The 23,983-nt window shown below is 72.2% G+C and carries 25 protein-coding genes; 15 read left to right on the forward strand and 10 right to left on the reverse strand.

Features of this window, described 5'->3' with window-relative positions; genetic code table 11:
* Nucleotides 1-493 precede the first annotated feature (493 nt).
* The 3 genes from QTI20_RS25905 to QTI20_RS25915 are packed head-to-tail and all read left to right on the forward strand — an operon-like array spanning nucleotide 494 to nucleotide 2,588.
* Nucleotides 494-1,411, forward strand: coding sequence for a universal stress protein (locus tag QTI20_RS25905; protein ID WP_286555571.1), 918 nt, complete (start codon nucleotides 494-496; stop codon nucleotides 1,409-1,411).
* Nucleotides 1,408-1,950, forward strand: a complete 543-nt coding sequence (locus QTI20_RS25910; protein ID WP_286555570.1) for a hypothetical protein — start codon at nucleotides 1,408-1,410, stop codon at nucleotides 1,948-1,950. Before QTI20_RS25905 ends, QTI20_RS25910 begins: the two co-directional genes overlap by 4 nt.
* Nucleotides 1,920-2,588: an N-acetyltransferase gene (locus tag QTI20_RS25915; protein WP_286555569.1), complete on the forward strand. Its 669-nt coding sequence runs from the start codon at nucleotides 1,920-1,922 to the stop codon at nucleotides 2,586-2,588. The genes QTI20_RS25910 and QTI20_RS25915 overlap by 31 nt, the downstream gene beginning before the upstream one ends.
* Here the strand turns inward: QTI20_RS25915 and rsmI are convergent.
* Nucleotides 2,585-3,529 carry a 16S rRNA (cytidine(1402)-2'-O)-methyltransferase gene (gene rsmI / locus QTI20_RS25920; protein ID WP_286555568.1) on the reverse strand — a complete coding sequence of 315 codons (945 nt, stop codon included), beginning with the start codon at nucleotides 3,527-3,529 and terminating at the stop codon, nucleotides 2,585-2,587. The genes QTI20_RS25915 and rsmI overlap by 4 nt on opposite strands.
* Here rsmI and QTI20_RS25925 point away from each other — a divergent pair.
* The 5 genes from QTI20_RS25925 to QTI20_RS25945 all read left to right on the forward strand — a co-directional run bounded on the left by QTI20_RS25925 (nucleotide 3,529) and on the right by QTI20_RS25945 (nucleotide 6,875).
* Nucleotides 3,529-3,945, forward strand: coding sequence for a YraN family protein (locus QTI20_RS25925; RefSeq protein WP_286555566.1), 417 nt, complete (start codon nucleotides 3,529-3,531; stop codon nucleotides 3,943-3,945). The genes rsmI and QTI20_RS25925 overlap by 1 nt on opposite strands.
* A 65-nt stretch (nucleotides 3,946-4,010) precedes the next feature.
* Nucleotides 4,011-4,610 (forward strand): SIS domain-containing protein, encoded by a 600-nt coding sequence (locus QTI20_RS25930; protein ID WP_183025228.1) that lies wholly within the window; start codon nucleotides 4,011-4,013, stop codon nucleotides 4,608-4,610.
* On the forward strand, nucleotides 4,607-5,353 hold the full coding sequence (locus tag QTI20_RS25935; RefSeq protein WP_286555563.1) for a BON domain-containing protein: 747 nt from the start codon (nucleotides 4,607-4,609) through the stop codon (nucleotides 5,351-5,353). Before QTI20_RS25930 ends, QTI20_RS25935 begins: the two co-directional genes overlap by 4 nt.
* 107 nt (nucleotides 5,354-5,460) lie before the next feature.
* Nucleotides 5,461-5,913, forward strand: coding sequence for a MarR family winged helix-turn-helix transcriptional regulator (locus tag QTI20_RS25940; RefSeq protein WP_286555562.1), 453 nt, complete (start codon nucleotides 5,461-5,463; stop codon nucleotides 5,911-5,913).
* The gene (locus QTI20_RS25945) at nucleotides 5,910-6,875 is read left to right on the forward strand and encodes an FUSC family protein (protein WP_286555560.1); all 966 of its coding nucleotides are present in this window, start codon (nucleotides 5,910-5,912) and stop codon (nucleotides 6,873-6,875) included. The genes QTI20_RS25940 and QTI20_RS25945 overlap by 4 nt, the downstream gene beginning before the upstream one ends.
* Here QTI20_RS25945 and QTI20_RS25950 read toward each other — a convergent pair.
* The 4 genes from QTI20_RS25950 to QTI20_RS25965 all read right to left on the reverse strand — a co-directional run bounded on the left by QTI20_RS25950 (nucleotide 6,865) and on the right by QTI20_RS25965 (nucleotide 12,894).
* Nucleotides 6,865-8,934, reverse strand: a complete 2,070-nt coding sequence (locus tag QTI20_RS25950; RefSeq protein WP_286555559.1) for a prolyl oligopeptidase family serine peptidase — start codon at nucleotides 8,932-8,934, stop codon at nucleotides 6,865-6,867. The two genes, QTI20_RS25945 and QTI20_RS25950, sit on opposite strands and share 11 nt — an antisense overlap.
* Before the next feature lie 31 nt (nucleotides 8,935-8,965).
* Nucleotides 8,966-9,868: an NAD(P)-dependent oxidoreductase gene (locus QTI20_RS25955; RefSeq protein WP_286555557.1), complete on the reverse strand. Its 903-nt coding sequence runs from the start codon at nucleotides 9,866-9,868 to the stop codon at nucleotides 8,966-8,968.
* Nucleotides 9,869-9,896: 28 nt separating this feature from the next.
* Nucleotides 9,897-10,202 (reverse strand): NIPSNAP family protein, encoded by a 306-nt coding sequence (locus QTI20_RS25960; protein WP_286555555.1) that lies wholly within the window; start codon nucleotides 10,200-10,202, stop codon nucleotides 9,897-9,899.
* A 61-nt stretch (nucleotides 10,203-10,263) separates the two neighbouring features.
* Entirely contained in the window at nucleotides 10,264-12,894 is a 2,631-nt protein-coding gene (locus QTI20_RS25965) for a ligase-associated DNA damage response DEXH box helicase (RefSeq protein ID WP_286555554.1), read from the reverse strand.
* 131 nt (nucleotides 12,895-13,025) lie between these two features.
* Between QTI20_RS25965 and QTI20_RS25970 the strand changes: the two genes are divergently transcribed.
* The gene (locus tag QTI20_RS25970; protein ID WP_286555553.1) at nucleotides 13,026-13,487 is read left to right on the forward strand and encodes an acyl-CoA thioesterase; all 462 of its coding nucleotides are present in this window, start codon (nucleotides 13,026-13,028) and stop codon (nucleotides 13,485-13,487) included.
* On the opposite strand, the gene fahA is transcribed toward QTI20_RS25970, so the two are convergent.
* From fahA to hmgA, 3 genes are read right to left on the reverse strand one after another with little or no spacing between them, the layout of a single operon-like run.
* A complete protein-coding gene (fahA, locus tag QTI20_RS25975; RefSeq protein ID WP_286555552.1) occupies nucleotides 13,484-14,767 on the reverse strand; it encodes a fumarylacetoacetase in 1,284 nt (427 codons plus the stop codon). The genes QTI20_RS25970 and fahA overlap by 4 nt on opposite strands.
* An 8-nt stretch (nucleotides 14,768-14,775) precedes the next feature.
* On the reverse strand, nucleotides 14,776-15,759 hold the full coding sequence (locus QTI20_RS25980) for a Bug family tripartite tricarboxylate transporter substrate binding protein (protein WP_286555550.1): 984 nt from the start codon (nucleotides 15,757-15,759) through the stop codon (nucleotides 14,776-14,778).
* A 35-nt stretch (nucleotides 15,760-15,794) separates the two neighbouring features.
* The gene (gene hmgA, locus QTI20_RS25985) at nucleotides 15,795-17,132 is read right to left on the reverse strand and encodes a homogentisate 1,2-dioxygenase (protein WP_286555549.1); all 1,338 of its coding nucleotides are present in this window, start codon (nucleotides 17,130-17,132) and stop codon (nucleotides 15,795-15,797) included.
* Between the two features lie 135 nt (nucleotides 17,133-17,267).
* On the opposite strand from hmgA, the gene QTI20_RS25990 reads away from it, so the two are divergent.
* From QTI20_RS25990 to QTI20_RS26015, 6 genes are all read left to right on the forward strand, one after another.
* Nucleotides 17,268-18,101, forward strand: coding sequence for an IclR family transcriptional regulator (locus QTI20_RS25990; RefSeq protein ID WP_286555548.1), 834 nt, complete (start codon nucleotides 17,268-17,270; stop codon nucleotides 18,099-18,101).
* A gap of 41 nt (nucleotides 18,102-18,142) precedes the next feature.
* Complete coding sequence (locus tag QTI20_RS25995) at nucleotides 18,143-19,276, forward strand: GGDEF domain-containing protein (RefSeq protein ID WP_286555547.1); 1,134 nt, start codon at nucleotides 18,143-18,145, stop codon at nucleotides 19,274-19,276.
* Between the two features lie 28 nt (nucleotides 19,277-19,304).
* On the forward strand, nucleotides 19,305-19,721 hold the full coding sequence (locus QTI20_RS26000) for a hypothetical protein (RefSeq protein ID WP_286555545.1): 417 nt from the start codon (nucleotides 19,305-19,307) through the stop codon (nucleotides 19,719-19,721).
* Nucleotides 19,722-19,755: 34 nt separating this feature from the next.
* Nucleotides 19,756-20,247, forward strand: coding sequence for a DUF6152 family protein (locus QTI20_RS26005; RefSeq protein WP_286555543.1), 492 nt, complete (start codon nucleotides 19,756-19,758; stop codon nucleotides 20,245-20,247).
* A 43-nt stretch (nucleotides 20,248-20,290) separates the two neighbouring features.
* Nucleotides 20,291-20,509 (forward strand): SlyX family protein, encoded by a 219-nt coding sequence (locus QTI20_RS26010; protein WP_183025244.1) that lies wholly within the window; start codon nucleotides 20,291-20,293, stop codon nucleotides 20,507-20,509.
* Nucleotides 20,510-20,820: 311 nt separating this feature from the next.
* On the forward strand, nucleotides 20,821-22,359 hold the full coding sequence (locus QTI20_RS26015) for an EAL domain-containing protein (protein WP_286555541.1): 1,539 nt from the start codon (nucleotides 20,821-20,823) through the stop codon (nucleotides 22,357-22,359).
* A gap of 18 nt (nucleotides 22,360-22,377) precedes the next feature.
* Here the strand turns inward: QTI20_RS26015 and QTI20_RS26020 are convergent, their stop codons facing one another.
* Nucleotides 22,378-22,764, reverse strand: a complete 387-nt coding sequence (locus QTI20_RS26020) for a winged helix-turn-helix domain-containing protein (RefSeq protein WP_286555539.1) — start codon at nucleotides 22,762-22,764, stop codon at nucleotides 22,378-22,380.
* A gap of 74 nt (nucleotides 22,765-22,838) precedes the next feature.
* Complete coding sequence (locus QTI20_RS26025; RefSeq protein ID WP_286574304.1) at nucleotides 22,839-23,753, reverse strand: molybdopterin-dependent oxidoreductase; 915 nt, start codon at nucleotides 23,751-23,753, stop codon at nucleotides 22,839-22,841.
* Between the last annotated feature and the right edge of the window lie 230 nt (nucleotides 23,754-23,983).

Here is a 23,983-nt window from a genome sequence, read left to right on the forward strand (position 1 = left end):
GGCCGGCCTAGACTCCGGCCCATGCACGGTCAGGCCCCCTTCCTCCCTACCTTCTGTTGCGGCCATCGCGCTCGCGACGGGTGGACGGCGGCGCGCCGACCGGCCTTTTTCAGCTTCGCCGGGCCGACGGCAGGGTCACATCAGACCCTCGCACATTCCTGAGCCCGGCGGTCAGCCTCCCTTTCTTCAGCGCACACCATCGACCGCCGGGCACCCGTCCCGCGCCGTAGCGCGCCCGCACGTCCGTGCGGGCTGCGCACCATCGGAGTGCCGATGCGCCCCTCCATGCCCGGGCAGCTTGCGCCCCTGATCGACGACACGCCCGGCCACGCCACGCGCCGGCCCCCGGCGTCCCTCGCCGCCCTCGCCTGAGCCGCCCCGCCCCGGCGGACCCACTGCCACGTCTGCACGCCGCCCGGCGCTGCCGACGCCCACCGAAGGCCCGCGGCCCGCCGCGTCGCCGCGGTGCCGTCCATCCCTGCGGAGAACAACGATGAACATCCAATCGATCCTGGCCCTGACCGATCTCTCGGCCCCCAGCCGCCGCGCGGTCGCGCGCGCGGGGCTGATCGCCGCCGAACACCGCGCCCTGCTGAAGATCCTCTATGCCGCGCCGGCCCTGGGCCGCTGCGCCGACAGCGACGCCGCGGCCCGCACGTCGGCCCTGGCACAGGAGATCGCCGCCCGCTTCGGCATCCTGGTCAAGTGCATCCCCCACGCCCCGGGCAGCGGCCACCTCGCGGACGTGCGCGCCGCCGCGCGCCGGGTCGACCTGCTGGTGGTCGACGCGGACTGCGAGCGCGGCAGCCCGGCGGGCTTCGGCGGCTCGCCGGTCACGCGGCTGCTGCGCGCCGTGGCCTGCCCCGTGCTCGTGACGCAGCGCGAGGCGCTGCACCGCTACCGCCGACTGCTGGTGGCGGTGGACTTCACGCCGGCCTCCCAGCGCATGGTGGGCCTGGCCTGGGCGCTGGACGGCACCGCCGAGGTCGAGCTGTTCCACGCGCTGTCCGGCGCGCCCGAGGGCCGGCTGCGGCTGGCCGACGCCTCGGAACAGGCGCTCAAGGCCAGCCGCCACCAGCGCCTGGGCGAGGCGCGCGAACGCATGTTCTGGCTCAGCGATTCGGCGCCGCCCGCGCCGGAGCGCCGGGTGGTCTCGGCGATCGGCCAGGGCGACCCGGCACGCCAGGCCGCGGTGCAGCAGCAGGCCCGCGGCGCCGAGCTGCTGGTCGTGGGCAAGCGGCAGCGCCACGGACCGCTCGCCGCCCTGGCGGACTTCCTGCTGGGCAGCGTGGCCCAGCGCGTGCTGGGCATGGCCACCGCCGACGTGCTGGTGGTGCCGTACGCCACCCGCACGCAACCGGAAGCCGCCGACGCCCGCCTGGGCACCGGCATGAAGGCGGTGCCCCGATGAGCGCGCCCGAATCCCTGGACGCCTACCCGCTGCGGCAGGCGCTGCTGCCGGGCGCCCCCGGCCTGCCGCTGTTCGCCACCCGCGGCCCGGTCGACTGGCTGTCGCGGCCCGAGCGCTACCAGGTGGTCTGCGAAGGCCGCGGCGGCCGGATCTATGCGGCCAGCGAAGCGGCGCTCGAGGAGGCGCAACAGCTGCTGCGGGATGCCTACGGCACCCAGCTGGTGCTGCGCGCGCCCGAGGTCCACACCTTCACCGACCCGGCGGGCCACGGGCCCTTCGAACCCGTGATGTTCCTGCGCATCAAGAGCCCGCGCGACCGCTGCGTCGGCCTGCTCAGGGAACTGGCGAAGCGCCGCGTGCGCGTCATCGAGCAGGACGTGCGGCGCGACGACCTGGTGCTGCGCGCCGAGGTCCGGCTGGCCGATGCGCTGGGCCTGGGCGCCGCGGCCGCGCGCCTGACGAACGGCACGGCCGCGGTCTGGATCTGGCTGTCGCGCTACGAGGCGGAATGGCCGCCGCCCGCGGGCTCGGCGCCATGAACGCCGCCTGGCCCCTGTTCTTCGGCGCCCCGGCCCGGCGGCCCTGGCAGGTGCTTCGGCCGGCCGAGCTGCGCATCGACGTCGACCCGCGCGCCGCGGCCGCGGACGACGCCGCGCTGGAGGCCCTGCACCGACGCCTCCATGCACCCGGCGACCGGCTGCACGGCTTGCCCGCCTTCCCGCTGCACGACCCCGCGCTGCGCCTGCACGTGCGCGAGGCCGACGGCGAGTTCTATGCCTATGTCGAGGACCTGCGCCGGGGCTGCCTCGCGGGCTCGACGGTGTTCAACCGGCTGGTCGAGGTGGGGCGCCGCGCCGACCCGCACCTGCGCGCGCCGCACTCGCGCTACCGGCCCGCCTACCAGCGGCGCGGCATCGCCGGTGCGGTCTACCGCTGGGCGCTGGATTCGGGCATGTGCCTGATGACGGGCGCGCGCCAGTCGCCCGGCGCGCACGCGCTGTGGCAGAGCCTTGCGCGCAGCCACGGACACGGCTTCGCCGAGCTGCGGCACAAGCGGCTGCGCTACCTGGGCTGCGACATCGCCGGGCAGGACCTCGAACGGCTCGAGACCCGGATGTTCCTGCTGGGCCGGGGCTGGACGCTGGAGCGCTTCCGGCAGGCCACGCAGATGGACTAATCGGCGCTCTCGGCTTCGCCGCGGATGCGCAGCGCCGTGTCGTAGAGCGCATTGCGCGGCGCGCCGCTGATCTCGGCCGCCAGCTTGACCGCGGTCTTGAGCGGCAGCTCGGCCAGCAGCAGGCGCAGCACGCGCTCGGCCTCGGCGCCGTCGTCGGCCGCCACCGCCACCGGATGCAGCACCAGCGCGAACTCGCCGCGCGTGCGGTCGCGTCCGGCCGCGAACCAGTCGGCCAGCGCCGCCGCGGCCACCGTCGCGATCTCCTCGAACTGCTTGGTGAGCTCGCGCCCGACCGTGATGCGGCGCTCGCCCAGCACGCCCAGCGCGCGGGCCAGCGCCTCGATGCGGTGCGGCGCCTCGAGCAGCACCACGCTGCGCGATTCGCGCGCCAGTTCGGCCACGGCCGCGTCGCGCTCGCCGGCCTTGCTCGGCAGGAAGCCCGCGAACACGAAGGCGCTGCGTTCGTCGCCGCCGTCGGCCACCAGCCCGGCGGCCTGCACCAGCGTGACCACGCTGCTGGCGCCCGGCAGCGGCAGCACCCGGTGGCCGGCCCCGCGCACCGCGGCCGCGAGGCGCGCGCCGGGGTCGCTCACGCCCGGCGTGCCGGCGTCGCTCACATAGGCGATGCGCTCACCCTGCGCCAGCCGCGCCACCACCGCCTGCGCGGCCTCGGCCTCGTTGTGCTGGTGCACCGCGAGCAGCCGGGCGCCCGGCCGGTCGATGCCGTAGGCGCGCAGCATGCCCTGGGTGTGGCGCGTGTCCTCGCAGGCGATCACGTCCACGATGTCCAGCACGTGCAGCGCGCGCAGCGTGACGTCGGCCAGGTTGCCGATCGGCGTGGCGACCACGTAGAGCGTGCCCTGCGGATAATGCTGGGCACCCGCGGCATCGCGCGCGGCCGACAGGGCGGCGCCGAAAGAGGCGGGAGCGAGAGCATTCAATGGGATTTCTCCAGAACTACAAGAAGACGACAGGGAGCGGCGGATCGGCCACCACCAAGCAGCGCGGCGACGCGGCGGAAGACGCCGCGCTCGCCCACCTGCAGAAGGCGGGCCTGCGGCTGGTGGTGCGCAATTATCGAACCCCCGGCCGCGGCGGCGGCGAGATCGACCTGATCGTGCGCGATCCGCGCGACGGCACGCTGGTCTTCGTCGAGGTCCGGCAGCGCGCCGCCGGCACGCACGGCGGCGCGGGCGGCAGCATCACCGGGGTCAAGCAGCGGCGCATCGTCTTCGCTGCGCGACACTACCTGCTGGCGCTGCGCACGGCCCCGCCCCCCTGCCGCTTCGACGTGGTGCTGGTCGAGCCGCAAGGCATCGAATGGCTGCCTGCCGCGTTCGACGCGGGAACTGCCTGAGCCCGCATCGCTCCACACCTCAGCCACACCTTTTGTTTCACCCCCCACGGCTATCATCACCGCCCATGCTCGAGCAACGCATACAGCAGCACTTCATCGACAGCGCCGACCTCAAGTACCAATCGGGCCCGGTGCTCAGCAAACCCATCTCCCAAGCGATGCAGGCCGTGCTGGCCTGCGTGACCAGCGGCGGCAAGATCCTCGCCTGCGGTGCCGGCGTGTCCGGCCTGCTGGCCGCGCAGTTCGCCTCGCAGTTCGTCGGCCGCTTCGAGCGCGAACGGCCCGAACTGGCGGCCATCGCCCTGACCGGCGATGCCACCGACCCCACGGCCGACACCGCCGAAGCCGCCGACCCCGACCGCTTCGCGCGCCAGGTGCGCGCGCTGGGCCAGGGCGGCGACGTGCTGCTGGCGCTGAGCGTGAGCGGCAAGTCCGCGGCCGTGCTGGCCGCGGTCGAGGCCGCGCATTCGCGCGACATGACGGTGGTGGCCCTGCTGGGCGCCAACGGCGGTTCGGTCGGCCGCGCGCTGCGCGAGACCGATGTCCAGGTTTCCGTGCCGCACGAGCGTGCGTTGCGCATCCATGAAATCCACCTGCTCGCGCTGCACTGCCTGTGCGACGGCGTGGACGCCCAGTTACTCGGAGAACAGGAAGCTTTCACATGAAGACCTCATCGATCCCCCGCCTCGTGCTGACCCTCACCGCCGGCGCCGCGCTGGCAGCCGCGCTCTCGGCCTGCGTGCCGCTGGTGGTCGGCGGGGCCGCCGTGGGCGCCGGACTGGTCGCGACCGACCGCCGCACCTCGGGCGCACAGCTCGACGACCAGGGCATCGAGCTGCGCGCGGCCTCGCGCATCCGCGAGATCGCCAACGACCAGATGTACGTCAGCGTGACCAGCTTCAACCGCCAGATGCTGCTGACCGGCACCGTGGGCAACGCCGACGACCGCCGCCGGGCCGAAGCCGCGGTGCAGGGCGTGGACAACGTGCGCAACGTGGTCAACGAGATCCAGGTCGGCCCGTCGCGCTCCTTCCAGCAGCGCTCCAACGACACCTTCATCACCGGCAAGGTCAAGGCCTCGCTGCTGGACGCCAAGGACCTGTTCGCCAACTCCTTCAAGATCGTGACCGACAGCGGCGTGGTCTACCTGATGGGCCTGGCCACGCGGCGCGAGATCGACCGCGCCACCGACATCACGCGCGGCGTGTCCGGCGTGCAGAAGGTGGTGCGGGTGGTCGAGGTGATCACCGAAGCCGAACTCGCCAACCAGGCGACCTCGGGCGGCACGCAGCAGAACACGGCGCCCGCGGCCTCGTCGAACAGCAGTTCGCGCGTCCCGCTGCCGCCGATGGAGCCGCTCAAGACCGCCCCGGCCACGGGCGGCGCGACCGTCTCTCCGGTCCGCTAAAAGACACGGACTCTGTTCCAGGCACACCGCAGGATCGGCTTTGCCGGGCTGCGGGTGTCGCCCTCCAGGGGCGCGTCATTTATTAAGATGCGTCTTACAATCCAGACGTGTCTTCCACCTCTCCCGATCCGGCGCTGTGCGCCGCGCGTCTTCGCAGTGCGGTGTCGCAACTGGCCCGGCAACTGCGCGGCGCCACGCCCGACGGCCCGAGCGTCGCCCAGCTCAGCGTGCTGGGCCAACTCCACCGGCAGGGGCCCAGCACGCCCACGGCGCTGGCGGCGCTCGAACGCGTCAGGCTGCAGTCGCTGACCCGGCTGCTCGCGACACTCGAAGCCGAAGGCTGGATCGACCGCAGCGCGCACCCGAGCGACGGGCGCCAGTCCCTGCTGGCGCTCACCCCCGAGGGCCGGCGCCGGCTCCAGACGCTGATGCGCGCGCGCGAGGCCGCGCTGGCCGCCGCCATCGCCACCCTCGATGCCGAGCAGCAAGCCCTGTTGATGCAGGCCTGCGGGCTGATCGACGGCCTCGCCGCTTCGCTCGACGGCACTCCGCAGTCATGAGCGGCGCCCCGGCCCTGCGGCGCATGGCCCGCTTCTGGCGGCCGGGCCTGCCGCTGGCGGCGGCGGTGGCGCTGGCCTGGGGCCTGTCCGCCGCCCTGGGCCTGCCCGAGCGCTTCTGGTCGGTGATGAGCGTGCTGATCGTCATGCGCCCGAGCGCCGGCGCGACGCTCGATGCCGGCTGGGAACGCGTGCGCGGCACCGCGGCCGGCGCGCTGTGCGGCCTGGGGGGCCTCTTCCTGCTGCACCACGGCCTGCCCGCGCTGGCCGGCACGCTGGGCATCGTCCTGCTGCTGTCCCTGGCCGGCGCGGCCCTGCCCGGCTGGCGCAGCGCGCCCGTCGCGGCGCTGATCGTGCTCTCGGCCGAATCCCTCCCGGGCCATCCCGCGCTGCAGGTGGCGCTGCTGCGCATGCTGCAGATCGGGATCGGCGTGGGCGTGGCGCTGGCGGTCTCGACCTTCCTGTCGGAGTACCACGCGGGCGCGCGTTGCGACGCCGGCTGTGCCGCGCTGCTGCGCGGCGTCGCGCAACGCATGGCCAGGCTGCCGCGGCCCGCGCCCGCCGACGCGGCCACGCGCGCGGCGCTGGGGCGGCTGGCCTTGCTGGCCGGCAGCGCCGACCTCGAAGCCCGCTGGTGGCGCCGGGGCGCGGCCGATGGCCGCTCGCGCGCCTACCGCGACAAGGCGCGGCTGACGGCGCGCATCGTCCAGGATGCCGTCGTGCTGGACCGGGTGCTGCGGCTGGCGCCGGACACGCCGGCCGATCCCGCCTGGCAGGACGCCGCGCAGGCCGCCAGCGTGGCGGTGGCGGGCCTGGCCGAGGCGATGGCCGGCCGGGGCGAGGCCGACCTGTCGGCGCTCGCGCAGCGGGCCGCCTCGCCCGCGCACGCCCTGCTGGCCGCGCCGCTGCAGTTGCTGCTCGACGACCTGCGCGGCCTGCAGCGCGGCCTGGGGATCAGTCCTTAGCGCCGGCGCGGCCCAGGTGCCGCCACAGGAAGGCATAGCCCAGCGCGTCCATGAAGGCCGCGTCCTTGTTGTCGGTGGCCGCGCTGTGGCCGCCGTCGAGGTTCTCGTAGAAGAAGCTCGCATCGTGGCCCAGCGCCAGCATCTTCGCCTGCATCTTGCGGGCATGCGCCGGGCCCACGCGGTCGTCGCGGGTGGAGGTGGTGAACAGCGCGGGCGGATACGGCTGGCCCGCGCGCGCGTTCTCGTAGGGCGAGAAGGTCTTGATGAAGTCCCACTCCTCGGGCACCTCCGGATCGCCGTATTCCGCGATCCACGAGGCGCCCGCCGACAGCTGCGTGTAGCGGCGCATGTCGAGCAGCGCCACCTCGCTCACCACCGCACCGTAGAGCTGCGGGTACAGCGTGAGCATGTTGCCCGCCAGCAGGCCGCCGTTGCTGCCGCCCATGGCGCCCAGGTGCGCGGGCGAGGTGATGCCGCGCGCGATCAGGTCCTCGGACACGGCCGCGAAGTCCTCGCAGCTGCGCAGCCGGTTCTCCTGCAGCGCCGCCTGGTGCCAGCGCGGGCCGTACTCCGAGCCGCCGCGCACGTTGGCGACCACATACACGCCGCCCCGCTCCAGCCAGGCGCGGCCGATGCCGCCGCTGTAGCTGGGCTGCAGCGAGATCTCGAAGCCGCCGTAGGCGTACTGCAGCGTGGGGTGGGTGCCGTCGGCCTTCAGGTCCTTCGATGCGATCTCGAAGTAGGGCACGCGCGTGCCGTCCTTCGAGGTCGCGAAGTGCTGGCCCACGCGGTAGCGCGCGGCGTCGAAGAAGGCCGGGCTGTGCTTGAGCGCCTGCGGCTCGCCCTGGCCGACGGTGCCGATGTAGAGCGTGGTCGGCTGCAGGAAGCCGCTCACGGTGAGGAAGTAGTCGTCGTTCTCGTACTCGTCGATGGCGCCCGCGTCGATGGTCGACAGCGCCGGGGCGCCGCCCAGGCCCTGGCGGGTCCAGGCTCCCGTGCCCCCGGCCGGCGGCGTGAGCAGCTCGAGCCGGTTCACCACGTCGTGCATCACGTTGAGGATCAGGTGGTGGCGGGTCCACGAATGGCTGTCGAGCGCGCTGTGCGCGTCGGGCGCGAACAGCACCGTGAGTTCGCGCCGGCCCGCCATCCAGTCGTCGAAGCGCGCGGCCAGCAGCGAGCCCGCGGCGTGGGTCGCGCCGCCCACGGTCCAGTCGCTGCGCGGCTCGACCAGCAGCCATTCGCGCGTGACGTCGGCCAGCGCGTCGTCGGGCACCTCGATCCTGGCCAGCGTGCCGTCGGCATGGCGCAGCCAAGTCTGGCTGTCGTAGAAGTCGATCTGGCGCGTGACGAAGTCGCGCTCGAAGCCGGGCGTGTTGTCGCGCCAGGCGCCGACCGACATGTCCTCGTGCCGGCCCTCGTACACCGTCACGGCGCTGGCCAACGGCGTGCCGCGGCGCCAGAGCTTGACGATGCGCGGGTAGCTGGACTCGGTCATCGAGCCGGGGCCGAAGTCGGTCGCCACGTAGAGGTGGTCGATGTCCTGCCAGGCCACGTGGTTCTTGGCCTCGGGCAGCGCGAAGCCGCCCTCGACGAAGCGCAGGGCCTCGAGGTCGAACTCGCGTTGCACGTCGGCATCGGCGCCGCCGCGCGACAGCGAGACCATGCAGCGCGTGGGGTTCGGGTCGAGGCAGTCGGCGCCGTGCCAGACCCAGTTCTCGCCCTCGGCCGCGGCCAGCGCGTCGATGTCGAGCACGGTCTCCCAGGCCGGTTGCGGCAGGCGGTATTCCGCCAGCGTGGTGCGGCGCCACACGCCCTTGGGATGCGCCTTGTCGCGCCAGAAGTTGTAGAAGAAGCGCGGGCCGATCTTGTCGACCATCGGGATGCGCGCCTCGGAATCGAGCACCTCGAGGAGGCCCTGCTGCAGGGCCTCGAAGGCGGGCGACTGTGCGTACTGCTGCACGGTGCGCGCGTCCTGGGCGCGCACCCAGGCGAGCGGCGCATCGCCGTCGATGTCTTCGAGCCAGAGGTGGGGGTCTTGCGGATCGGAACTGGAGGTCATGCCCCAGTGTACGAAGCCCCCGGGGCGCGCCTCAGCGCAGCCGCGTGATCAGGCTCGAGGTGTCCCAGCGCGCGCCGCCGGCCTGCTGCACGTCGGCGTAGAACTGGTCGACCAGCGCGGTCACGGGCACGCGCGCGCCGTTGCGCTTGGCCTCGTCGAGCACCAGGCCCAGGTCCTTGCGCATCCAGTCGACCGCGAAGCCGTAGTCGAACTTGCCCTGAATCATGGTCTTGCCGCGGTTCTCCATCTGCCAGCTCTGGGCCGCGCCCTTGCTGATCACGCCCAGCACGGCCTCCATGTCGAGGCCGGCGCGCTGGCCGAAGGCGATGGCCTCGGACAGGCCCTGCACCAGGCCCGCGATGCAGATCTGGTTGACCATCTTCGCCAGCTGGCCCGCGCCGCTCTCGCCCAGCAGCGTGACGGCGCGCGCGAAGGCCGTGGCCACCGGCTGCACCTGCGCGAAGGTGGCGGCGTCGCCGCCGCACATCACGGTGAGCGCGCCGTTCTGCGCACCGGCCTGGCCGCCGGAGACCGGCGCGTCGATGAACTGCAGGCCGCGTTCGAGCGCGGCCTTGGAGAGCTCGCGCGCGACGTCGGCCGAGGCCGTCGTGTGGTCGACGAAGACCGCGCCTAGGGCCATGCCGGCGAAGGCGCCGTCGTCGCCCAGCACCACCGAGCGCAGGTCGTCGTCGTTGCCCACGCAGCAGAACACGATCTCCGCACCGGCCGCGGCCTCGCGCGGGGTGGCGGCGCTCCGGCCGCCGAACTCGGTGGCCCAGGCGGCCGACTTGGCGGGCGAACGGTTGTAGACCGTCACGCTGTGGCCCGCTTTGGCGAGGTGGCCGGCCATGGGGAAGCCCATCACGCCCAGGCCGAGGAAGGCCACCTTGCGCGAGGGAACGGAATCGTAGGTCTTGGGGTTGAGGCTGCTCATGGCGCCAGCTTAAACGAGCCGTGCCGTCTCAGTCGAAAACCGGCCGGAAGAAGCTGCGCTCGTAGCTGAGAACGCAGCGCGTCTCCGCGGCGTAGCGGAAGGCGGCCTGGCATTCGGCGTCCTCGAAGGACTGGATGCGGTAGGTCTCGTAGGCGGCCAGCGAGGGGAAGGAGAAGGAGGCCAGCGCGATGTTGTTGGCGCCTTCGGAGGGCAGCAGGTAGCCGTGGTGGATGCCGCCGAACTTGCGCACCAGCGGGATCCAGAGCCGGCCGTAGTGCTCGAATTCCTCGAGCTTGGCCGGGTCGATGACATAACGGAGATGGCAGGTGATCATGGGGCGGTGGGTGCGGTGTGGGGGGGACCTGCGGTGGCGCAGGGGGGTCCGAGATTCTGCTTCACAGGGGCGGCAGCGGCCGCGACACCTTGCGCGCGCGCCGTGGCCGCCTGTCCGAGGCCGAGGCACTGCGCTCTTCGCCGTAGACCAGGGCGCGCTCCACCGATTCGACGCCGCCCACCGGCACCGCGCCGCCCGCGGCTTTTTCCAGCTGGGCCACCATGCGCGCGATGCGGTCGGCCACGCTCTCGTTGCTGAGCTTCTCGCGGAAGCGCTCGACCATCAGCGGGAACGCGAAGGGCGTGGGCCGCGCGAGCGGCTGCACCACCAGGCGCTGCGTCGCCATGCGCTCGAGGCTGGCGCGCAGCCGGCCGATCTCCAGCTCCTGCGCCAGCAGTTCCTGCTCGGCCTGCAGCAGCAGCTTGTTGGCCGGGTCGTACTTGCGGAACACCTCCCAGAACAGCGAGGAAGAAGCCTGCAGTTGCCGGTTGCTGCGCTTCTCGCCCGGGTAGCCCTGGAAGATCAGCCCCGACACCCGCGCGATCTCGCGAAAGCGGCGCTGCGCGAGTTCGCTGGCGTTGAGGCTGGCCAGCACCTCGTGCAGCAGCGCGGCCTCGGCGTCGTGGTGCGCGATCGCATCCTGCGCCTGCGCGTCGTGGCCCGCGCGCAGCACCCCGGGCAGCAGCGCGGGCCAGTCGAGTTCGGTGGCGCAGAGCAGCTCGAAGCCGTAGTCGTTGACCGCGATCGAGAAGGTGCGCGGCGTGTGCTGCGCCACCCGCCAGGCCAGCAGGTTGGCCAAGCCCAGGTGCACCTGCCGGCCGGCGAAGGGATAGAGGAACAGGTGCCAGCCCTCGCGCGTCTTGAGCACCTCGGCCAGCAGCGTCTGCGGCGTCGGCAGCGCCGACCACTGCTGCTGGATCTCGAGCAGCGGCCGCACGCACTGCAGTTCGGGCGTGTCGTAGCGGCCCGCACCCGCCAGCGCGAGCTGCTGCACCACCGCATCGGCCAGCGTGGTCGACAGCGGCATGCGCCCGCCGTTCCAGCGCGGCACCGCGGGCCGCTTGCCGCTCGCGCGCCGCACCCAGGCCGTCATCTCGCGGATGCGCACCAGTTCGAGCATGCGGCCGCCGAACAGGAAGCAGTCGCCGGGCTTCATGCGCGCCGCGAAGCTCTCTTCCACGCTGCCCAGCTTGGCGCCGCCGATGTACTGCACCGTCATGCTGGCGTCGCTCACGATGGTGCCGATGTTCATGCGATGGCGGCGCGCCAGCCGCGCATCGGGCACGCGCCAGGTGCCGTCGGCATCGGGCACCGCGCGCTGGTAGTCGGGATAGGCCGCGAGCGAGGGGCCGCCCTGGCGCACGAAGGCCAGGCACCAGTCCCAGCTCTCGCGCGACAGCTGCGCGTAGGCCGCGGTGCCGCGCACCTCGGCGTACAGCTCCTCCGGCACGAAGCCACCGCCCAGCGCGACCGTGACCAGGTGCTGCACCAGCACGTCGAGCGGCTGCGCGGGCGTGCGGCGCGCCTCGATGTGGCCGGCCGCGATGGCCTCGCGCGCGGCCGCGCCCTCGACCATCTCGATGCTGTGCGTGGGCACCAGCGTGATGCGCGAGGGCCGGCCCGGCGCATGGCCCGAACGCCCGGCGCGCTGCAGCAGCCGCGCCACGCCCTTGGGCGAGCCGATCTGCAGCACGCGCTCGACCGGCAGGAAGTCCACGCCCAGGTCCAGGCTGGAGGTGCAGACCACCGCGCGCAGTTCGCCGCTCTTGAGCCCGGCCTCGACCCACTCGCGCACCGCGCGGTCGAGCGAGCCGTGGTGCAGCGCGATCACGCCGGCCCACTCGGGCTTCGCCTCGAGGATCGCGTGGTACCAGATCTCGGCCTGCGAGCGCGTGTTGGTGAAGACCAGCGTGGTGCTGCTGCGCGCGATCTCGTCGACCACCTGCGGCAGCATCGTGAGGCCCAGGTGCCCGCCCCAGGGGAAGCGCTCGGCGCGACCGGGCAAGAGCGAATCGATGACCAGTTGCTTGGGCACCTGGCCCTGCACCAGCGTGCCCCGGTCGTGCCCGAGCAGGGTGTGCATGGCCTCGCCCAGGTTGCCCAGCGTGGCCGACATGCCCCACACGCACAGGGCCGGGTTCCAGCGCCGCAGCCGCGCCAGCGCCAGCTGCACCTGCACGCCGCGCTTGTTGCCCAGCAGCTCGTGCCACTCGTCGACCACCACCATGCGCACCGTGCCCAGCACCTCGGCCGCATCGGCGCGCGACAGCAGCACCGACAGGCTCTCGGGCGTGGTCACGAGCACCGTGGGCAGGCGCTGGTTCTGCGCGCTGCGCTCGGCCGCGGCGGTGTCGCCGCTGCGCGCGCCGGCCGACCAGTCGGGCGCCAGCGCCTCGAGCGGCTGCTGCAAAGCGCGCAGGGTGTCGGCGGCCAGCGCGCGCATGGGCGTGATCCAGAGCACGGTGAGCGGCGGGGCCAGCGGGCGGCGGGTGCTCTTCGCCGGCGACGCCTTCTGTTTCTGCACGAAGGCCGCGAGCGCCGCCAGCCAGACGGCATAGGTCTTGCCCGCGCCCGTGGTGGCGTGCAGCAGGCCCGATTCCCCGGCCGCCACGGCCTTCCATACCGCGCGTTGAAAGGCGAAGGGTTTCCAGCCGCGGGCGGCGAACCAGGCGGCGAGGGCGGCGGCGTTCATCGCTGCGAGCTTTGCCGGCGCAGGGCGCCAACGCCATAGGACGACAGCCCATCGTGCGCGACGGGCTTCCGCCCGACATAATCCGCTCCCCGGCGCCCCCAACCCACGACCCACGCTTCGGCGAACAGAACATGTCCTCCATCACCCTGCGCTTCCTGGCCGAACCCAGCACCGTCAACTTCGGCGGCAAGGTCCACGGCGGCACCGTCATGAAATGGATCGACGAGGCCGGCTATGCCTGCGCCACCAGCTGGTCCAAGCGCTACTGCGTCACGGTGTTCATCGGCAGCATCCGCTTCCACCGGCCGATCATGATCGGCGACCTGGTCGAGGTCGAGGCACGCATGGCCTACACCGGCAAGACCAGCATGAACATCTCGGTGGAGGTGCGCAGCGGCGACATGAAGGGCGGCGGCATGCAGACCACCACCGAGTGCCTGATCGTCTTCGTCTCGGTCGATTCGCACGGCCAGCCGATGCCGGTGAACGCCTTCACGCCCTCCACGCCGGGCGAGATGGCGCTGGCCGAGCGGGCCAAGAACCACCTGGACGCGAGCCGGGCCGCCTCGGGCAGCACCGGCGCCAAGCCCTAGCGAGCCGCCGCGCTCGGCAGCACCGTGCCGCTGACCTCGCCCAGCCCGATGCGCACCGCGCCCGCGCGTTCGCAGTAGCCGCGCAGCGTGAGCGTGTCGCCGTCCTCGAGGAAGGTGCGGCGCTCGCCGTTGGGCAGGGTGAGCGGCTGCTTGCCGCCGAAGGTCAGTTCGAGCAGCGAGCCGGCCTCTTCCAGCGTCGGGCCCGAGAGCGTGCCCGAGCCCAGCAGGTCGCCCGGCTGCAGGTTGCAGCCGTTGACCGTGTGATGCGTGACCAGCTGCGCCGCGGTCCAGTAGGCCGCCTGCGTGGTGTTGCCGCGCGTGAGGCGGGTGGCGGGCTCGCCGGCCGCGCGCATCTTCGCGGTGTGCAGCCAGACCTCGAGCGTGACGTCGAGCGCGCCGCCCTCGCGGTTGGCTTGCGAGTCGAGGTAGGCCATCGGCTGCGGGTCGCCCGCGGGGCGTTCGAACTTGGCGCGGAAGGGCGCGAGCGCTTCCATCGTGACGATCCAGGGCGACAGCGTGGAGGCGAAGTTCTTCGCCAGGAAGGGGCCCAGCGGCTGGTATTCCCAGGCCTGCAGGTCGCGCGCCGACCAGTCGTTGAGCAGGGTCACGCCGAACAGGTGCTGCTCGGCCTCGCCGATGGCGATCGGCTCGCCCAGTGCGTTGCCCTGGCCGATCAGGAAGCCGAGCTCGAGCTCGTAGTCCAGCCGCTTCGACGGGCCGAAGCTGGGCTCGGCCGCATCGGGCGCCTTGGTCTGGCCCTGCGGCCGCTTGAACTGCTGGCCGCTGACCGCGATCGACGAGGCCCGGCCGTGGTAGCCGATGGGCACCCACTTGTAGTTGGGCATCAGCGGCTGGTCGGGGCGGAACAGCTTGCCGACCGTGGTGGCGTGGTGGATGCCGGTGTAGAAGTCGGTGTAGTCGCCGATGTGGCAGGGCAGCGCCATCTCGACCGCCGACTGCGCATAGAGCGCGAGCTCCCACTCGCCCTGTTTAGGGCTGCCCTGCTGCAGGCCTTCGGACAGCGCGGTGCGCAAGGCCACGCGCTCCGCCGGCGTCGCGGCCATCAGCCGGTTCATGTCGGCGTGGTCGATCACCTTGGCGGCCTTCAGGTCCAGCACCTGGTCGCCGATGGCCACGCCGATGCGGAAGGCCTCGTCGGTGCCGGCCGGCCGGAAGCGGCCGAAGGGCAGGTTCTGGATCGGGAAGTCGGTGCCCGCGACGTGGGCGGATTCGACCCAGCTGCGCAGCTTCGGGTCGTGGGTGGCGTTGAGTGCGGTCATGGGTTCTTTCAGTCTGCGGACATGCCGGCTTTTTTCGCGACATCGCCCAGGCGTTGGTATTCGGATTGGGTCAGTTGGTTCAATGCCTCGGCGGTCGAGCTGCGCGGCGTGAAGCCGGCCTGCGTGAGCTTGTCCTTGACCTCGGGCAGGGCCAGCGCCTCGACGAAGGCCTGGTTGAGCGCCTTGACGATCGGCGCCGGCAGGTGGGCCGGGCCGTAGACGCCGAACCAGGGGTCGAGTGCATAGCCCTTGAGGCCGGCCTCGGCGATGGTCGGCACGTTGGGCAGCGCGGGCGAACGCGCCGGGCCGGCCACGGCCAGCGCGCGCAGCTTGCCGGCCTGGATGTGCGGCAGCGAGGCCGGCAGGTTGTCGAACATCACGCCGATGGTGTTGCCCAGCATGTCGTTGATGGCCGGGCCGCTGCCCTTGTAGGCGACGTGTGTGAGCTCGGTGCCGGTCATCTGCGCGAACATCACGCCGGCCAGGTTCATCGAGGTGCCGGCGCCCGCGGTGGCGTAGGGCAGGCCGGGGTTCTTCTTCGCGGCGGCGATCAGCTCGGCCACGCTCTGGATGGGCGAGGCCGCCGGCACTTCGAGCACGATGGTCGAGGTGCCCAGCAGGCTGATGGCGCTGAAGTCCTTGCGCGGGTCGAAGGCCATCGACTTGTAGATGTGCGGGTTGAGCGCATTGGTCGAGATCGCGCCGAAGCCGATGGTGTAGCCGTCGGCCGGCGACTTGGCCACCGCGTCCATGCCGATGTTGCCGCCGGCCCCCGCGCGGTTGTCGATGATCACCGGCTGGCCCAGCTTCTCCGAGACCTTCTGGCCCACCGTGCGCGCCACCAGGTCGGTGGTGCCGCCGGCCGTGTAGGGCACGACGAAGCGGATCGGCTTGCTCGGATAGTCGGCCGCCTGCGCGGCGAAAGGCAGGCCGATCCAGGCCGAGGCGATGAGGGCGGCGAAGGTGGCGCGGCGGGAGGGCGTGAAGGTCATGTGTCTCTTTGTTGGAGGTCGGGTCGCGAACGGGCTCAGGGCTTCTGGAACAGGTCGCCCAGGCCGGCCCAGCAGTCGGCGTAGGCATCGTCCAGCGCCGGGCTCTGCATGGCGAAGGGCGTGGGGATGAAACGGTAGCGGCTCTCGAACATGAAGGCCAGCGTGTGGTCGAGCTTGTGCGGCTTCAGGTCGGCATGGCTGGCCTTGTCGAAGGCTTCCTCGTCGGGGCCGTGCGGCACCATCGGGTTGTGCAGGCTCGCGCCGCCGGGCTTGAAGCCGCCGGGCTTGGCGTCGTACTGGCCGTAGACCAGGCCCATGAACTCGCTCATCAGGTTGCGGTGGTACCACGGCGGACGGAAGGTGTCCTCCATGACCAGCCAGCGCGGCGGGAAGATCACGAAGTCGCAGTTGGCGGTGCCGGGCGTGTCGCTGGGCGAGGTCAGCACGGTGAAGATCGACGGGTCCGGATGGTCGAAGCTGATCGAGCCGATGGTCATGAAATGGGCCGTGTCGTACTTCACCGGCGCCAGGTTGCCGTGCCAGGCCACCACGTTGAAGGGCGACTGCTTCATCGGCGCGCGCCAGAAGCGGCCGCCGAACTTCTTGACCACCTCGTAGGCGCCACCGGGCGCGTCGGCGTCCTCGTAGGCCGCCACCGGCGCCTGGAAGTCGCGCGCGTTGGCCAGGCCGTTGGAACCGATCGGGCCCAGCTCGGGCAGTCGGAACTGCGCGCCGTAGTTCTCGCACACATAGCCGCGCGACGGGCCCGCGCCCGCCTCCGAATCGGGCAGCGCGACCTTGAAGGCCACGCCGCGCGGCAGCACCGCGATCTCGCCCGGCTTGACTTCCAGCACGCCCATCTCGGTGGTGATCACGAGCCGGCCCTGCTGCGGCACCAGCAGCATCTCGCCGTCGGCATTGATGAAGGCGCGGCGGCCCATCGATTGGCCGGCGAGGTAGACATGCGCGGCCACGCCGACCTGCGTCTCGGCGTCGCCGTTGGCGGCCAGCGTGTGCATGCCGTCGACGAAGTCGGCCTCGGCCGCACCGGCCTCGAAGGGGATCGGATGCCAGCGCAGCGGCTCGGGCGGCAGCGCCATGTCGCGGTTGGCGCCGGTCTCCCAGCGCGGCTGCGCGTAGGGCTGGTAGCGGCCCGACACCACCGAGGGTTGGCGGCGGTAGAGCCAGCTGCGGCGGTTGGCGTGGCGCGGCGCGGTGAAGGCCGTGCCCGAGACCAGCTCGGGGTAGAGGTCGAAGGGCGCGCGCTGCGGGCTGTTGCGGCCCTGCGGCAGCGCGCCGGCCACGGCCTCGCTCGCGTACTCGTTGCCGAAGCCGTGCTGGTAGCGCAATGCGCCGGTGTCGTCGGTGCTCATGGTCGAAGTCTCCGTCATGAAGTTCGTCTAATCCAAATGCGTTCGCATGGAGCGAATTTGCGGAGTGTAATCCGCGCCACGGTTCATGTCTAATGCGCTCTCCCATCCCGAACCACCTCGGAGAGACACCCACCGATGGTCAGCAGCAGCAAGGACAGCACGGCCCAGCGCGGCATCCAGAGCATCGAAGTCGGCGGCCAGTTGCTGCGCGCGCTGGTGCACCAGGGCCGCCCCATGGCGCTGAAGGACCTGGCGCGCGAAGCCGACATGACGCCCGCCAAGGCCCATCCCTACATGGTCAGTTTCGGCCGCCTGGGCCTGATCGAGCAGGACGGCACCAGTGGCCACTATCGGCTCGGACCGCTGGCGCTGCAACTGGGGCTGATCGGCCTGCAGCAGGCCGAGCCGGTGCACATCGCGGCGCCGCTGATGGCGCCGCTGGCGCAGCAGATCGGCCAGACCGTGGGCCTGGCCGTCTGGGGCGCGCGCGGCGCGACCATGGTGCACATCGCCGAGGCGCCCTCGCCGGTGCACGTGAGCCTGCGGCACGGCACCGTGTTTTCGCTGACGCGCACCGCCTCGGGCCGGCTGTTCGCCGCCTACCTGCCGGCGGCGCAGGTCAAGGCCATGCTGGAGGACGAACGGCGGCGCGAGAAGCAGCGCAAGCCCGAGGACGACGCCCGCGCCGGCATGCCGCCGGTGCAGCCCCTGCCCGGCTGGAGCGCCTTCGAGGCCGAGCGCGCCGAAGTGCGCGCCCAGGGCGCGAGCCGCTCGGAGAACGAGGTGATCCCGGGCGTGAGCGCCATGGCCGCGCCGGTGTTCGACCACACCGGCGCGATCGTGCTGGCCGTGACCGCCATCGGCCCCACGGGCATCTTCGACACGCGCTGGGACGGCGCGGTGGCGCAGCCGCTGCGGGCCTGCGCGCGCAGCGTGTCCGAGCGGCTCGGCGCGCCGGCCCGCACCTGAGCCCGCAACGCGCGCGCCACCCCCAGGCCCAGGCCCAGGCCATGACCAGCCCCACCGAGCTGCCGCCGTCCTACCTGCTGCAACGCCTGCGCGACGCCGCGGCCCGCTCGCGCAGCGGCCTGTTCCTCTACCCCCTGTTCTGGCTCGTGCTCACGCAGGCCGGAGGCTATTCGGCCCACCACATGGCGATGGTGCTGCTGCACGCCTGCGGCCTGGTGCTGGGCGCGGCCGGCCGGCTCTACCTGGAATTCGACCTGGAGCGCGCGGCGGCGCACAACTTCGGCAGCGCGCAGCGCGGCTTCCGCTGGGCCGCCTGGGGCTACCAGGGCTACTGGGGCCTGCTGTGCGCCTGCATCTTCGGCACCGCCGAAGCCGACAACGTGCGCTGGCTCATGCTGATGGCCACCATCGGCCTCGCCGCCGGCGCCTGCGCGATCATGGCCGTCGATGCGACGCTGGCCCGCTGGTACCCGCCGCTGCTGCTCGGCCCGACGGCGCTGCTGATGCTCTGGCAGGGCGGCCCTTCGAACTGGGCGCTGGCCGCGGTCTTCATCGTGTTCTTCTTCTACGCGCAACGCATCATCCGGCTGGTCGCGGGCGACTACGAGGGCCGCCAGCGTGCCAACCTGCTGCTGGAGGAGCGTGCGAAGGAGATCGCGGCCGCCCACGACCACATGCGCCGGCTGGCGTCGCACGACGACCTCACCGGGCTGGTCAACCGCCGCCACGCGATGCAGCTGCTGCAGTACCAGGCCGTGCAGCACCAGCGCACCGGGGCCGCGTCGTTCTCGATCGCGCTGATCGACCTGGACCACTTCAAGCGCATCAACGACCAGTGGGGCCACGGCGTCGGCGACGAGGTGCTGCACGGCTTCGCCCAGCTCGCCCGCGGCGTGCTGCGCGAGAGCGACACCCTCGCGCGCTGGGGCGGCGAGGAGTTCCTGCTGCTGCTGCCCGACGCGCCCGACGGCCTGCCCGAGGCCGGCATCGAGCGCCTGCGCGACCACCTGGCGACGCTTCAGATCTCGCCCACCGTGCCCGCGCTGCGGCTCGACTTCTCGGCCGGCATCAGCCGCCACCGCACGGGCGAGACCGTGGAACAGACCATCGACCGCGCCGACCGCGCCCTCTACCGGGCCAAGGCCGCGGGGCGCGGGCGCTCGAAGCGGGGCTGAGCCGCCGCCCAGGCCGCAGAATCGCGCGATGTTCAGCGAACTCCGATCCAGCGCCTGGGCCTATCCGGCCCTGGAGGTCGTGCACATCGTCGGCATCGCCCTGCTGCTGGGCAACCTGGTGGCGCTGGAGATCCGCGTCTGGGGTGGCGCCGCGGCCCTGCCGGTGCGGGCCCTGGCGCGCCTCTCGCTCGGCATCACGCTCGCCGGCTTCGGCCTGGCCGCCGCCAGCGGCCTGCTGATGTTCGCCACCCAGGCGGCCGAGCTGCTGGCCAACCGGAGCTTCGTCTGGAAGATGGGCCTGCTGGCCACGGCCGGCTGCAACGCGGCCTGGTTTCATGGCCGCGGCTCGCTGCAGAAACTCGACCTGGTGGCGCGGGTTCAGATGTTGGTGTCCACTGCGGTCTGGCTCGGCGTCATCGTCTGCGGACGCTGGATCGCCTACTGAATCGATGCTTCATCCCTCTCCAAGGAGTGCCGCCATGCCGATGTCCCGCCGCCGATTCGCCCTCGTGGCCGCCGCCACGCCCCTTGCCGCGGCACTGACCACCCCCTCCGCCTGGGCCCACCACGGCTGGAGCGGCTTCGACCAGGAAAAGCCGATCTACCTCGAAGGCAAGGTGGTCCAGAGCAAGTGGCAGAACCCGCACGCCGAACTGCTGATCGAGCTGCGCCCCGATCTCGTGTTGCCGCCCGACCTGAAGCAGCGCCCGCTGCCGGCCCAGAGCGCCGGCGTCGACGGCCCCGGGCTGCTGGCCCGGGCCGCCCTGCCCCGGCGCAAGGACCGCCGTTGGGAACTGGAGCTCGCGCCGCTCACCCGCATGGCGGCGTGGCAGGTGGCGGAGATCAAGGTCGGCGAGACGGTGTCGGCCATCGGCTTCACCGCCAAGGACGAGGCCGGCGAGGCCGTGATGCGCGTGGAATACCTGTTCGTGGCCGGCAAGGCCTACGGGCTGCGCTCGAGCCCGTCCTGAGGGCGGCGGCGGCGCGGCGCCCGCCATCCTGTCCAATACGGCCATGGCACATCCCCGCACCCCCGAACACCGACTCGACGACCTCGAAATCAAGGCCAGCTTCACCGACGACCTGCTGGACCAGCTGAACCTCACGATCTACCGGCAGCAGCAGCAGATCGACAGCCTGTCGCAACAGCTGATCCAGCTGCGCCGGCAGATGCCGGAGGCGGGCTCGGGCGGCCCCCGGGATCCGGGTGACGAATTGCCGCCACACTATTGACGCCAATCGGCGCGAAAAGAGTTCTTTCCGCCTCATCGGAAGGCCGTCTCCTGTGTCAAATGCCCCACCTGCCGCGCCAAGGCCCGAAATTCTTGCCATGATCTGATCGAGAATGGCGCCGCCGGGGTGTCGATCGGCGAGGGCGGTGGAGAAAAAGGGCGAGGGCCCTTGCCCCGCGGCCGGCGCGGCCGACCGATGCCATCGCTCTGCCTATACCTACAAGACTCCTGCTGCACCATGCGCCCTGCATCCTTCTGTCCGGCCGACACCCGCGTCCAGCCTGACATCGCCCTTCCTCTCGGGCACGCTTCATGATGCGCAAGCCGCTGGCGCGGACCGTGGTGTCGATGGCATGCGGCGCGGCGATCGCGATCGCGCTGGCGCTGGCCGTCGGCGAATGGACCGTGCGGCGCCAGCAGTACGCCGATGCGGCCGAGATGGCCGAGACCTACATCGCGCGCTCCGACCAGGTCACCTCCGAGGCGGTGGCCGCCCTGGTGGAGATCGACAGCGCCAAGGGCGGCGCCTGCACCGCGGCCGAGGTGTCGCGGCTGCGGCGCATCGTGCTGGGATCGCGCTACCTGAAGAGCGCCTCGCGGCTGCGCGACGGCGAGATCTATTGCAGCTCCACCGTGGGCCTGATCGACCCGCCGGAGCCGGCACCGCCGGTCGACGTGGTGAACCAGCAGGGCCAGCGCATGAGCTTCAATGCGCCGCAGGCGGGCGTGCCCGGCGCGCGGGCCCTGCTGATGCAGCAGCGCAGCGCGGCCGTCGGCGTCAATGCCCAGGCCTATCTCGAGACGGCGGACCCGCGGCTGGACTATGCGGTGGTCAGCGGCCGCCTGCCGCCGCTGCGGGCCCTGAACTCCGCCGGCCCGCGGCTGCCGCTGGAGGGCGTGACCCTGGCGTCGGGCGAACCGCTCGAGCTGCAGGGCAAGCGCTACGAGGTGCGGTGCTCGAGCGCCCACTCCTCCTGCATCGTGGCGGCGCTGCGCCAGCCCGCGTCGATCCTGCACTCGCCGGTGATGCTCGAGTTCGCCGTCTTCGGCCTGCTGATCGGCCTGAGCGGCGGCTTTGCCGCCAGCATCGCGATCGGGCGCTCGAAATCGCTGGGCAAGCAGCTGCGCCTGGCGATGCGCTCGGGCCAGCTGAAGATCGTCTACCAGCCGATCGTGCGGCTGTCCGACCGCCGCCAGGTCGGTGCCGAGGCCCTGCTGCGCTGGACTGACGCGACCGGCAAGCCGGTCAGCCCCGACGCCTTCATCAGCGCCGCCGAGCACGAGGGCTTCATCGGCCAGGTGACGCGCTTCGTGATCCACCGCGTGCTGGACGAGCTGGGCGAGGACCTGCGCCGGCGCCCCGACTTCCAGGTGACGATCAACGTCGCCGCCAGCGACATCCTCGACAGCGCCTTCCTGCCCTACCTGAGCGCGCGCCTGCAGGAGGCCGGCCTGCCGTCGTCCAGCATCGGGCTCGAACTCACCGAGCGCACCACGGCCAACAGCCGCGAACTGGGCAAGTCCATCGCCCGGCTGCGCGAGGCCGGCCACAAGGTCTACATCGACGACTTCGGCACCGACTACTCGAGCCTCTCGTACCTCTCGCGGCTGCGGGTGGACGCGATCAAGATCAACCGCACCTTCATGCAGGCCCTGCACGACCAGAGCGACAAGGACACCATCGCGCCGCAGATCGTGGCCATGGCCGAGGTGCTGGGCCTGAGCATCGTGATCGAGGGCATCGAGGAAGAGCAGCAGGCCGCGTACTTCCTGGCGCTGGCGCCGCAGGCGATGGCGCAGGGCTGGCTGTTCAGCAAGCCGGTCGAGTCGGGGCGGCTGTTCACCGCCTGAGGCGGCCGGCGCCTCGCCTCAGCCCTTGTCGGGGCCGAACAGCGCGGTGAGCGAGCGGATCTCCGCCGCGCAGGCCGCCGCGGCCCGGGCCTCGATGGCGCGGTAGTGCTCGATCACCTGCAGGCCCACCGGCGTCAGGATGCTGCCGCCGCCGTTGCCGCCGCCCTTGCCGGACTCGACCGCCGGCGTCTTCAGGGCGGTGTTGAGCTCGTTGACCAGCACCCAGGCCCGGCGATAGGACATGTCGATGCGCTTGGCGGCCGCGGTCAGCGAGCCGGTCTCCAGGATCGCCTCGAGCAGTTGCACCTTGCCGGGGCCGATCGCGATGGCGTCGCCCACCGTGATGCGCATGCGAAAGCGGAACTCGGGCCGGGCAGGCGGTGCGGAGGAAGGCGAAGTGGACATGGGCGCGGGGCAGGTTTCGTCGGCGTGGCGCCGAGGTTACTCCGCCCGCCGCCCCGGCGGCACCGCGGCGCGGCTCAGGGCGCGGACGGCGCCGCGAACACCTCGATCGCCACCAGGTTCGAGACCGAACGGCTGGCCTTGAGGTCGCCCGGCACCACCAGCCGCGCGACGCCCCTGGCACCCAGCGGCGCGCCGTTGAGTTCGTAGGCCACCAGCGCCGGCTTGTTGCCGAAGCCCGGATCGATCTCGCCCAGCGACACCGTCGCGCGGTAGCCGTCGCTGCCGGTGGCCACCGCGTACATCGCGAGCGACGCGTTCTTCGAGCCCGGCGGCACGCTCAGGCCGAGGGTGTTGTTCAGCAGCGTCCAGAGGCTCACGCCGACGTAGGTGTCGGTGCCCACGACCTGCGTCGTGGGCGCCAGTGCCTGCAGGGCCGCCAGGTCGAAGCGCACCGGCGCGCCGGCGACCGCGCCGGACACCGCGAAGCCGCTCGAGGTGCCACCGCCGCTGCCGACCGCCGTCGCCGCCGACGCGGCCACGTCCAGGCGCACCAGGTTCGACACGTAGCGCCCGCCCTTGACGTCGCCTGGGGCCGTGACGCGGAAGGGACCGTCGGCCGCGCTCAGCGGCGCCGCGGTGCCCGCGCCGGTGTCGGCGTACGCGACCGTGCTGCCCTTGAGGCCGAAATCGGGGTTCAGCTCGCCCAGCGCGAAGACCACCTTGTAGCCGTCGGCGCCGGTGGCGAGCACGTAGCGGCTCAGCAGGTCGTTCTTGCGCGCCCGGTCGGCCTGCAGGCCGGCATCGACCAGCAGCGACCACAGGTCGGCGCCGACGTAGCTGCGCGTCTGGGCGCCGCTGCCGCTGCTGTAGGCCACCGACTGCGGGACCGCGGGGCGCGCCGACAGCGCCGCCACGTCGAGCCTGGCCGGATGGTCGACCGCGCCGCCGAGCTGGAAGCTGGCCGCGGGGACCGGCTCCGGAACCGGCACGGGGTCGGGGGTCGGCGTCGTCGTGGGAGGGGGTGCCGTCTGCTCGGGTGCGGCCGGAAACCCTCCGCTGCCCCCACCGCCGCAACCCGCCAGCAACAGCACGATCGCCGCAGCGACGCCGGAAATCAGGGAAGGGGCCCAGCGCATGTCATCGGTCTCCTGTAAGCGTTATATTCATTCTGACATAACGCTTTTTTTGGAGAAACGGCAGGCGGCGCAACGGGTGTGCG

This window comes from Variovorax sp. J2P1-31 (assembly GCF_030317215.1).
In the GTDB taxonomy this organism is placed as follows: domain Bacteria; phylum Pseudomonadota; class Gammaproteobacteria; order Burkholderiales; family Burkholderiaceae_C; genus Variovorax.

Coding starts and splice junctions, on each gene's coding strand:
- QTI20_RS25990 (WP_286555548.1), top strand. CDS start 17,268: ATGGTCAGCAGCAGCAAGGACAGCACGGCCCAGCGCGGCATCCAGAGC.
- QTI20_RS25980 (WP_286555550.1), bottom strand. CDS start 15,759: ATGACCTTCACGCCCTCCCGCCGCGCCACCTTCGCCGCCCTCATCGCC.
- QTI20_RS26020 (WP_286555539.1), bottom strand. CDS start 22,764: ATGTCCACTTCGCCTTCCTCCGCACCGCCTGCCCGGCCCGAGTTCCGC.
- QTI20_RS26000 (WP_286555545.1), top strand. CDS start 19,305: ATGTTCAGCGAACTCCGATCCAGCGCCTGGGCCTATCCGGCCCTGGAG.
- QTI20_RS25950 (WP_286555559.1), bottom strand. CDS start 8,934: ATGACCTCCAGTTCCGATCCGCAAGACCCCCACCTCTGGCTCGAAGAC.
- QTI20_RS25970 (WP_286555553.1), top strand. CDS start 13,026: ATGTCCTCCATCACCCTGCGCTTCCTGGCCGAACCCAGCACCGTCAAC.
- QTI20_RS25930 (WP_183025228.1), top strand. CDS start 4,011: ATGCTCGAGCAACGCATACAGCAGCACTTCATCGACAGCGCCGACCTC.
- QTI20_RS26005 (WP_286555543.1), top strand. CDS start 19,756: ATGCCGATGTCCCGCCGCCGATTCGCCCTCGTGGCCGCCGCCACGCCC.
- QTI20_RS25945 (WP_286555560.1), top strand. CDS start 5,910: ATGAGCGGCGCCCCGGCCCTGCGGCGCATGGCCCGCTTCTGGCGGCCG.
- QTI20_RS25960 (WP_286555555.1), bottom strand. CDS start 10,202: ATGATCACCTGCCATCTCCGTTATGTCATCGACCCGGCCAAGCTCGAG.
- QTI20_RS25935 (WP_286555563.1), top strand. CDS start 4,607: ATGAAGACCTCATCGATCCCCCGCCTCGTGCTGACCCTCACCGCCGGC.
- QTI20_RS25925 (WP_286555566.1), top strand. CDS start 3,529: ATGGGATTTCTCCAGAACTACAAGAAGACGACAGGGAGCGGCGGATCG.
- QTI20_RS25965 (WP_286555554.1), bottom strand. CDS start 12,894: ATGAACGCCGCCGCCCTCGCCGCCTGGTTCGCCGCCCGCGGCTGGAAA.
- QTI20_RS25995 (WP_286555547.1), top strand. CDS start 18,143: ATGACCAGCCCCACCGAGCTGCCGCCGTCCTACCTGCTGCAACGCCTG.
- QTI20_RS25905 (WP_286555571.1), top strand. CDS start 494: ATGAACATCCAATCGATCCTGGCCCTGACCGATCTCTCGGCCCCCAGC.
- fahA (WP_286555552.1), bottom strand. CDS start 14,767: ATGACCGCACTCAACGCCACCCACGACCCGAAGCTGCGCAGCTGGGTC.
- QTI20_RS26015 (WP_286555541.1), top strand. CDS start 20,821: ATGATGCGCAAGCCGCTGGCGCGGACCGTGGTGTCGATGGCATGCGGC.
- QTI20_RS25915 (WP_286555569.1), top strand. CDS start 1,920: ATGGCCGCCGCCCGCGGGCTCGGCGCCATGAACGCCGCCTGGCCCCTG.
- QTI20_RS25910 (WP_286555570.1), top strand. CDS start 1,408: ATGAGCGCGCCCGAATCCCTGGACGCCTACCCGCTGCGGCAGGCGCTG.
- QTI20_RS26010 (WP_183025244.1), top strand. CDS start 20,291: ATGGCACATCCCCGCACCCCCGAACACCGACTCGACGACCTCGAAATC.
- QTI20_RS25955 (WP_286555557.1), bottom strand. CDS start 9,868: ATGAGCAGCCTCAACCCCAAGACCTACGATTCCGTTCCCTCGCGCAAG.
- hmgA (WP_286555549.1), bottom strand. CDS start 17,132: ATGAGCACCGACGACACCGGCGCATTGCGCTACCAGCACGGCTTCGGC.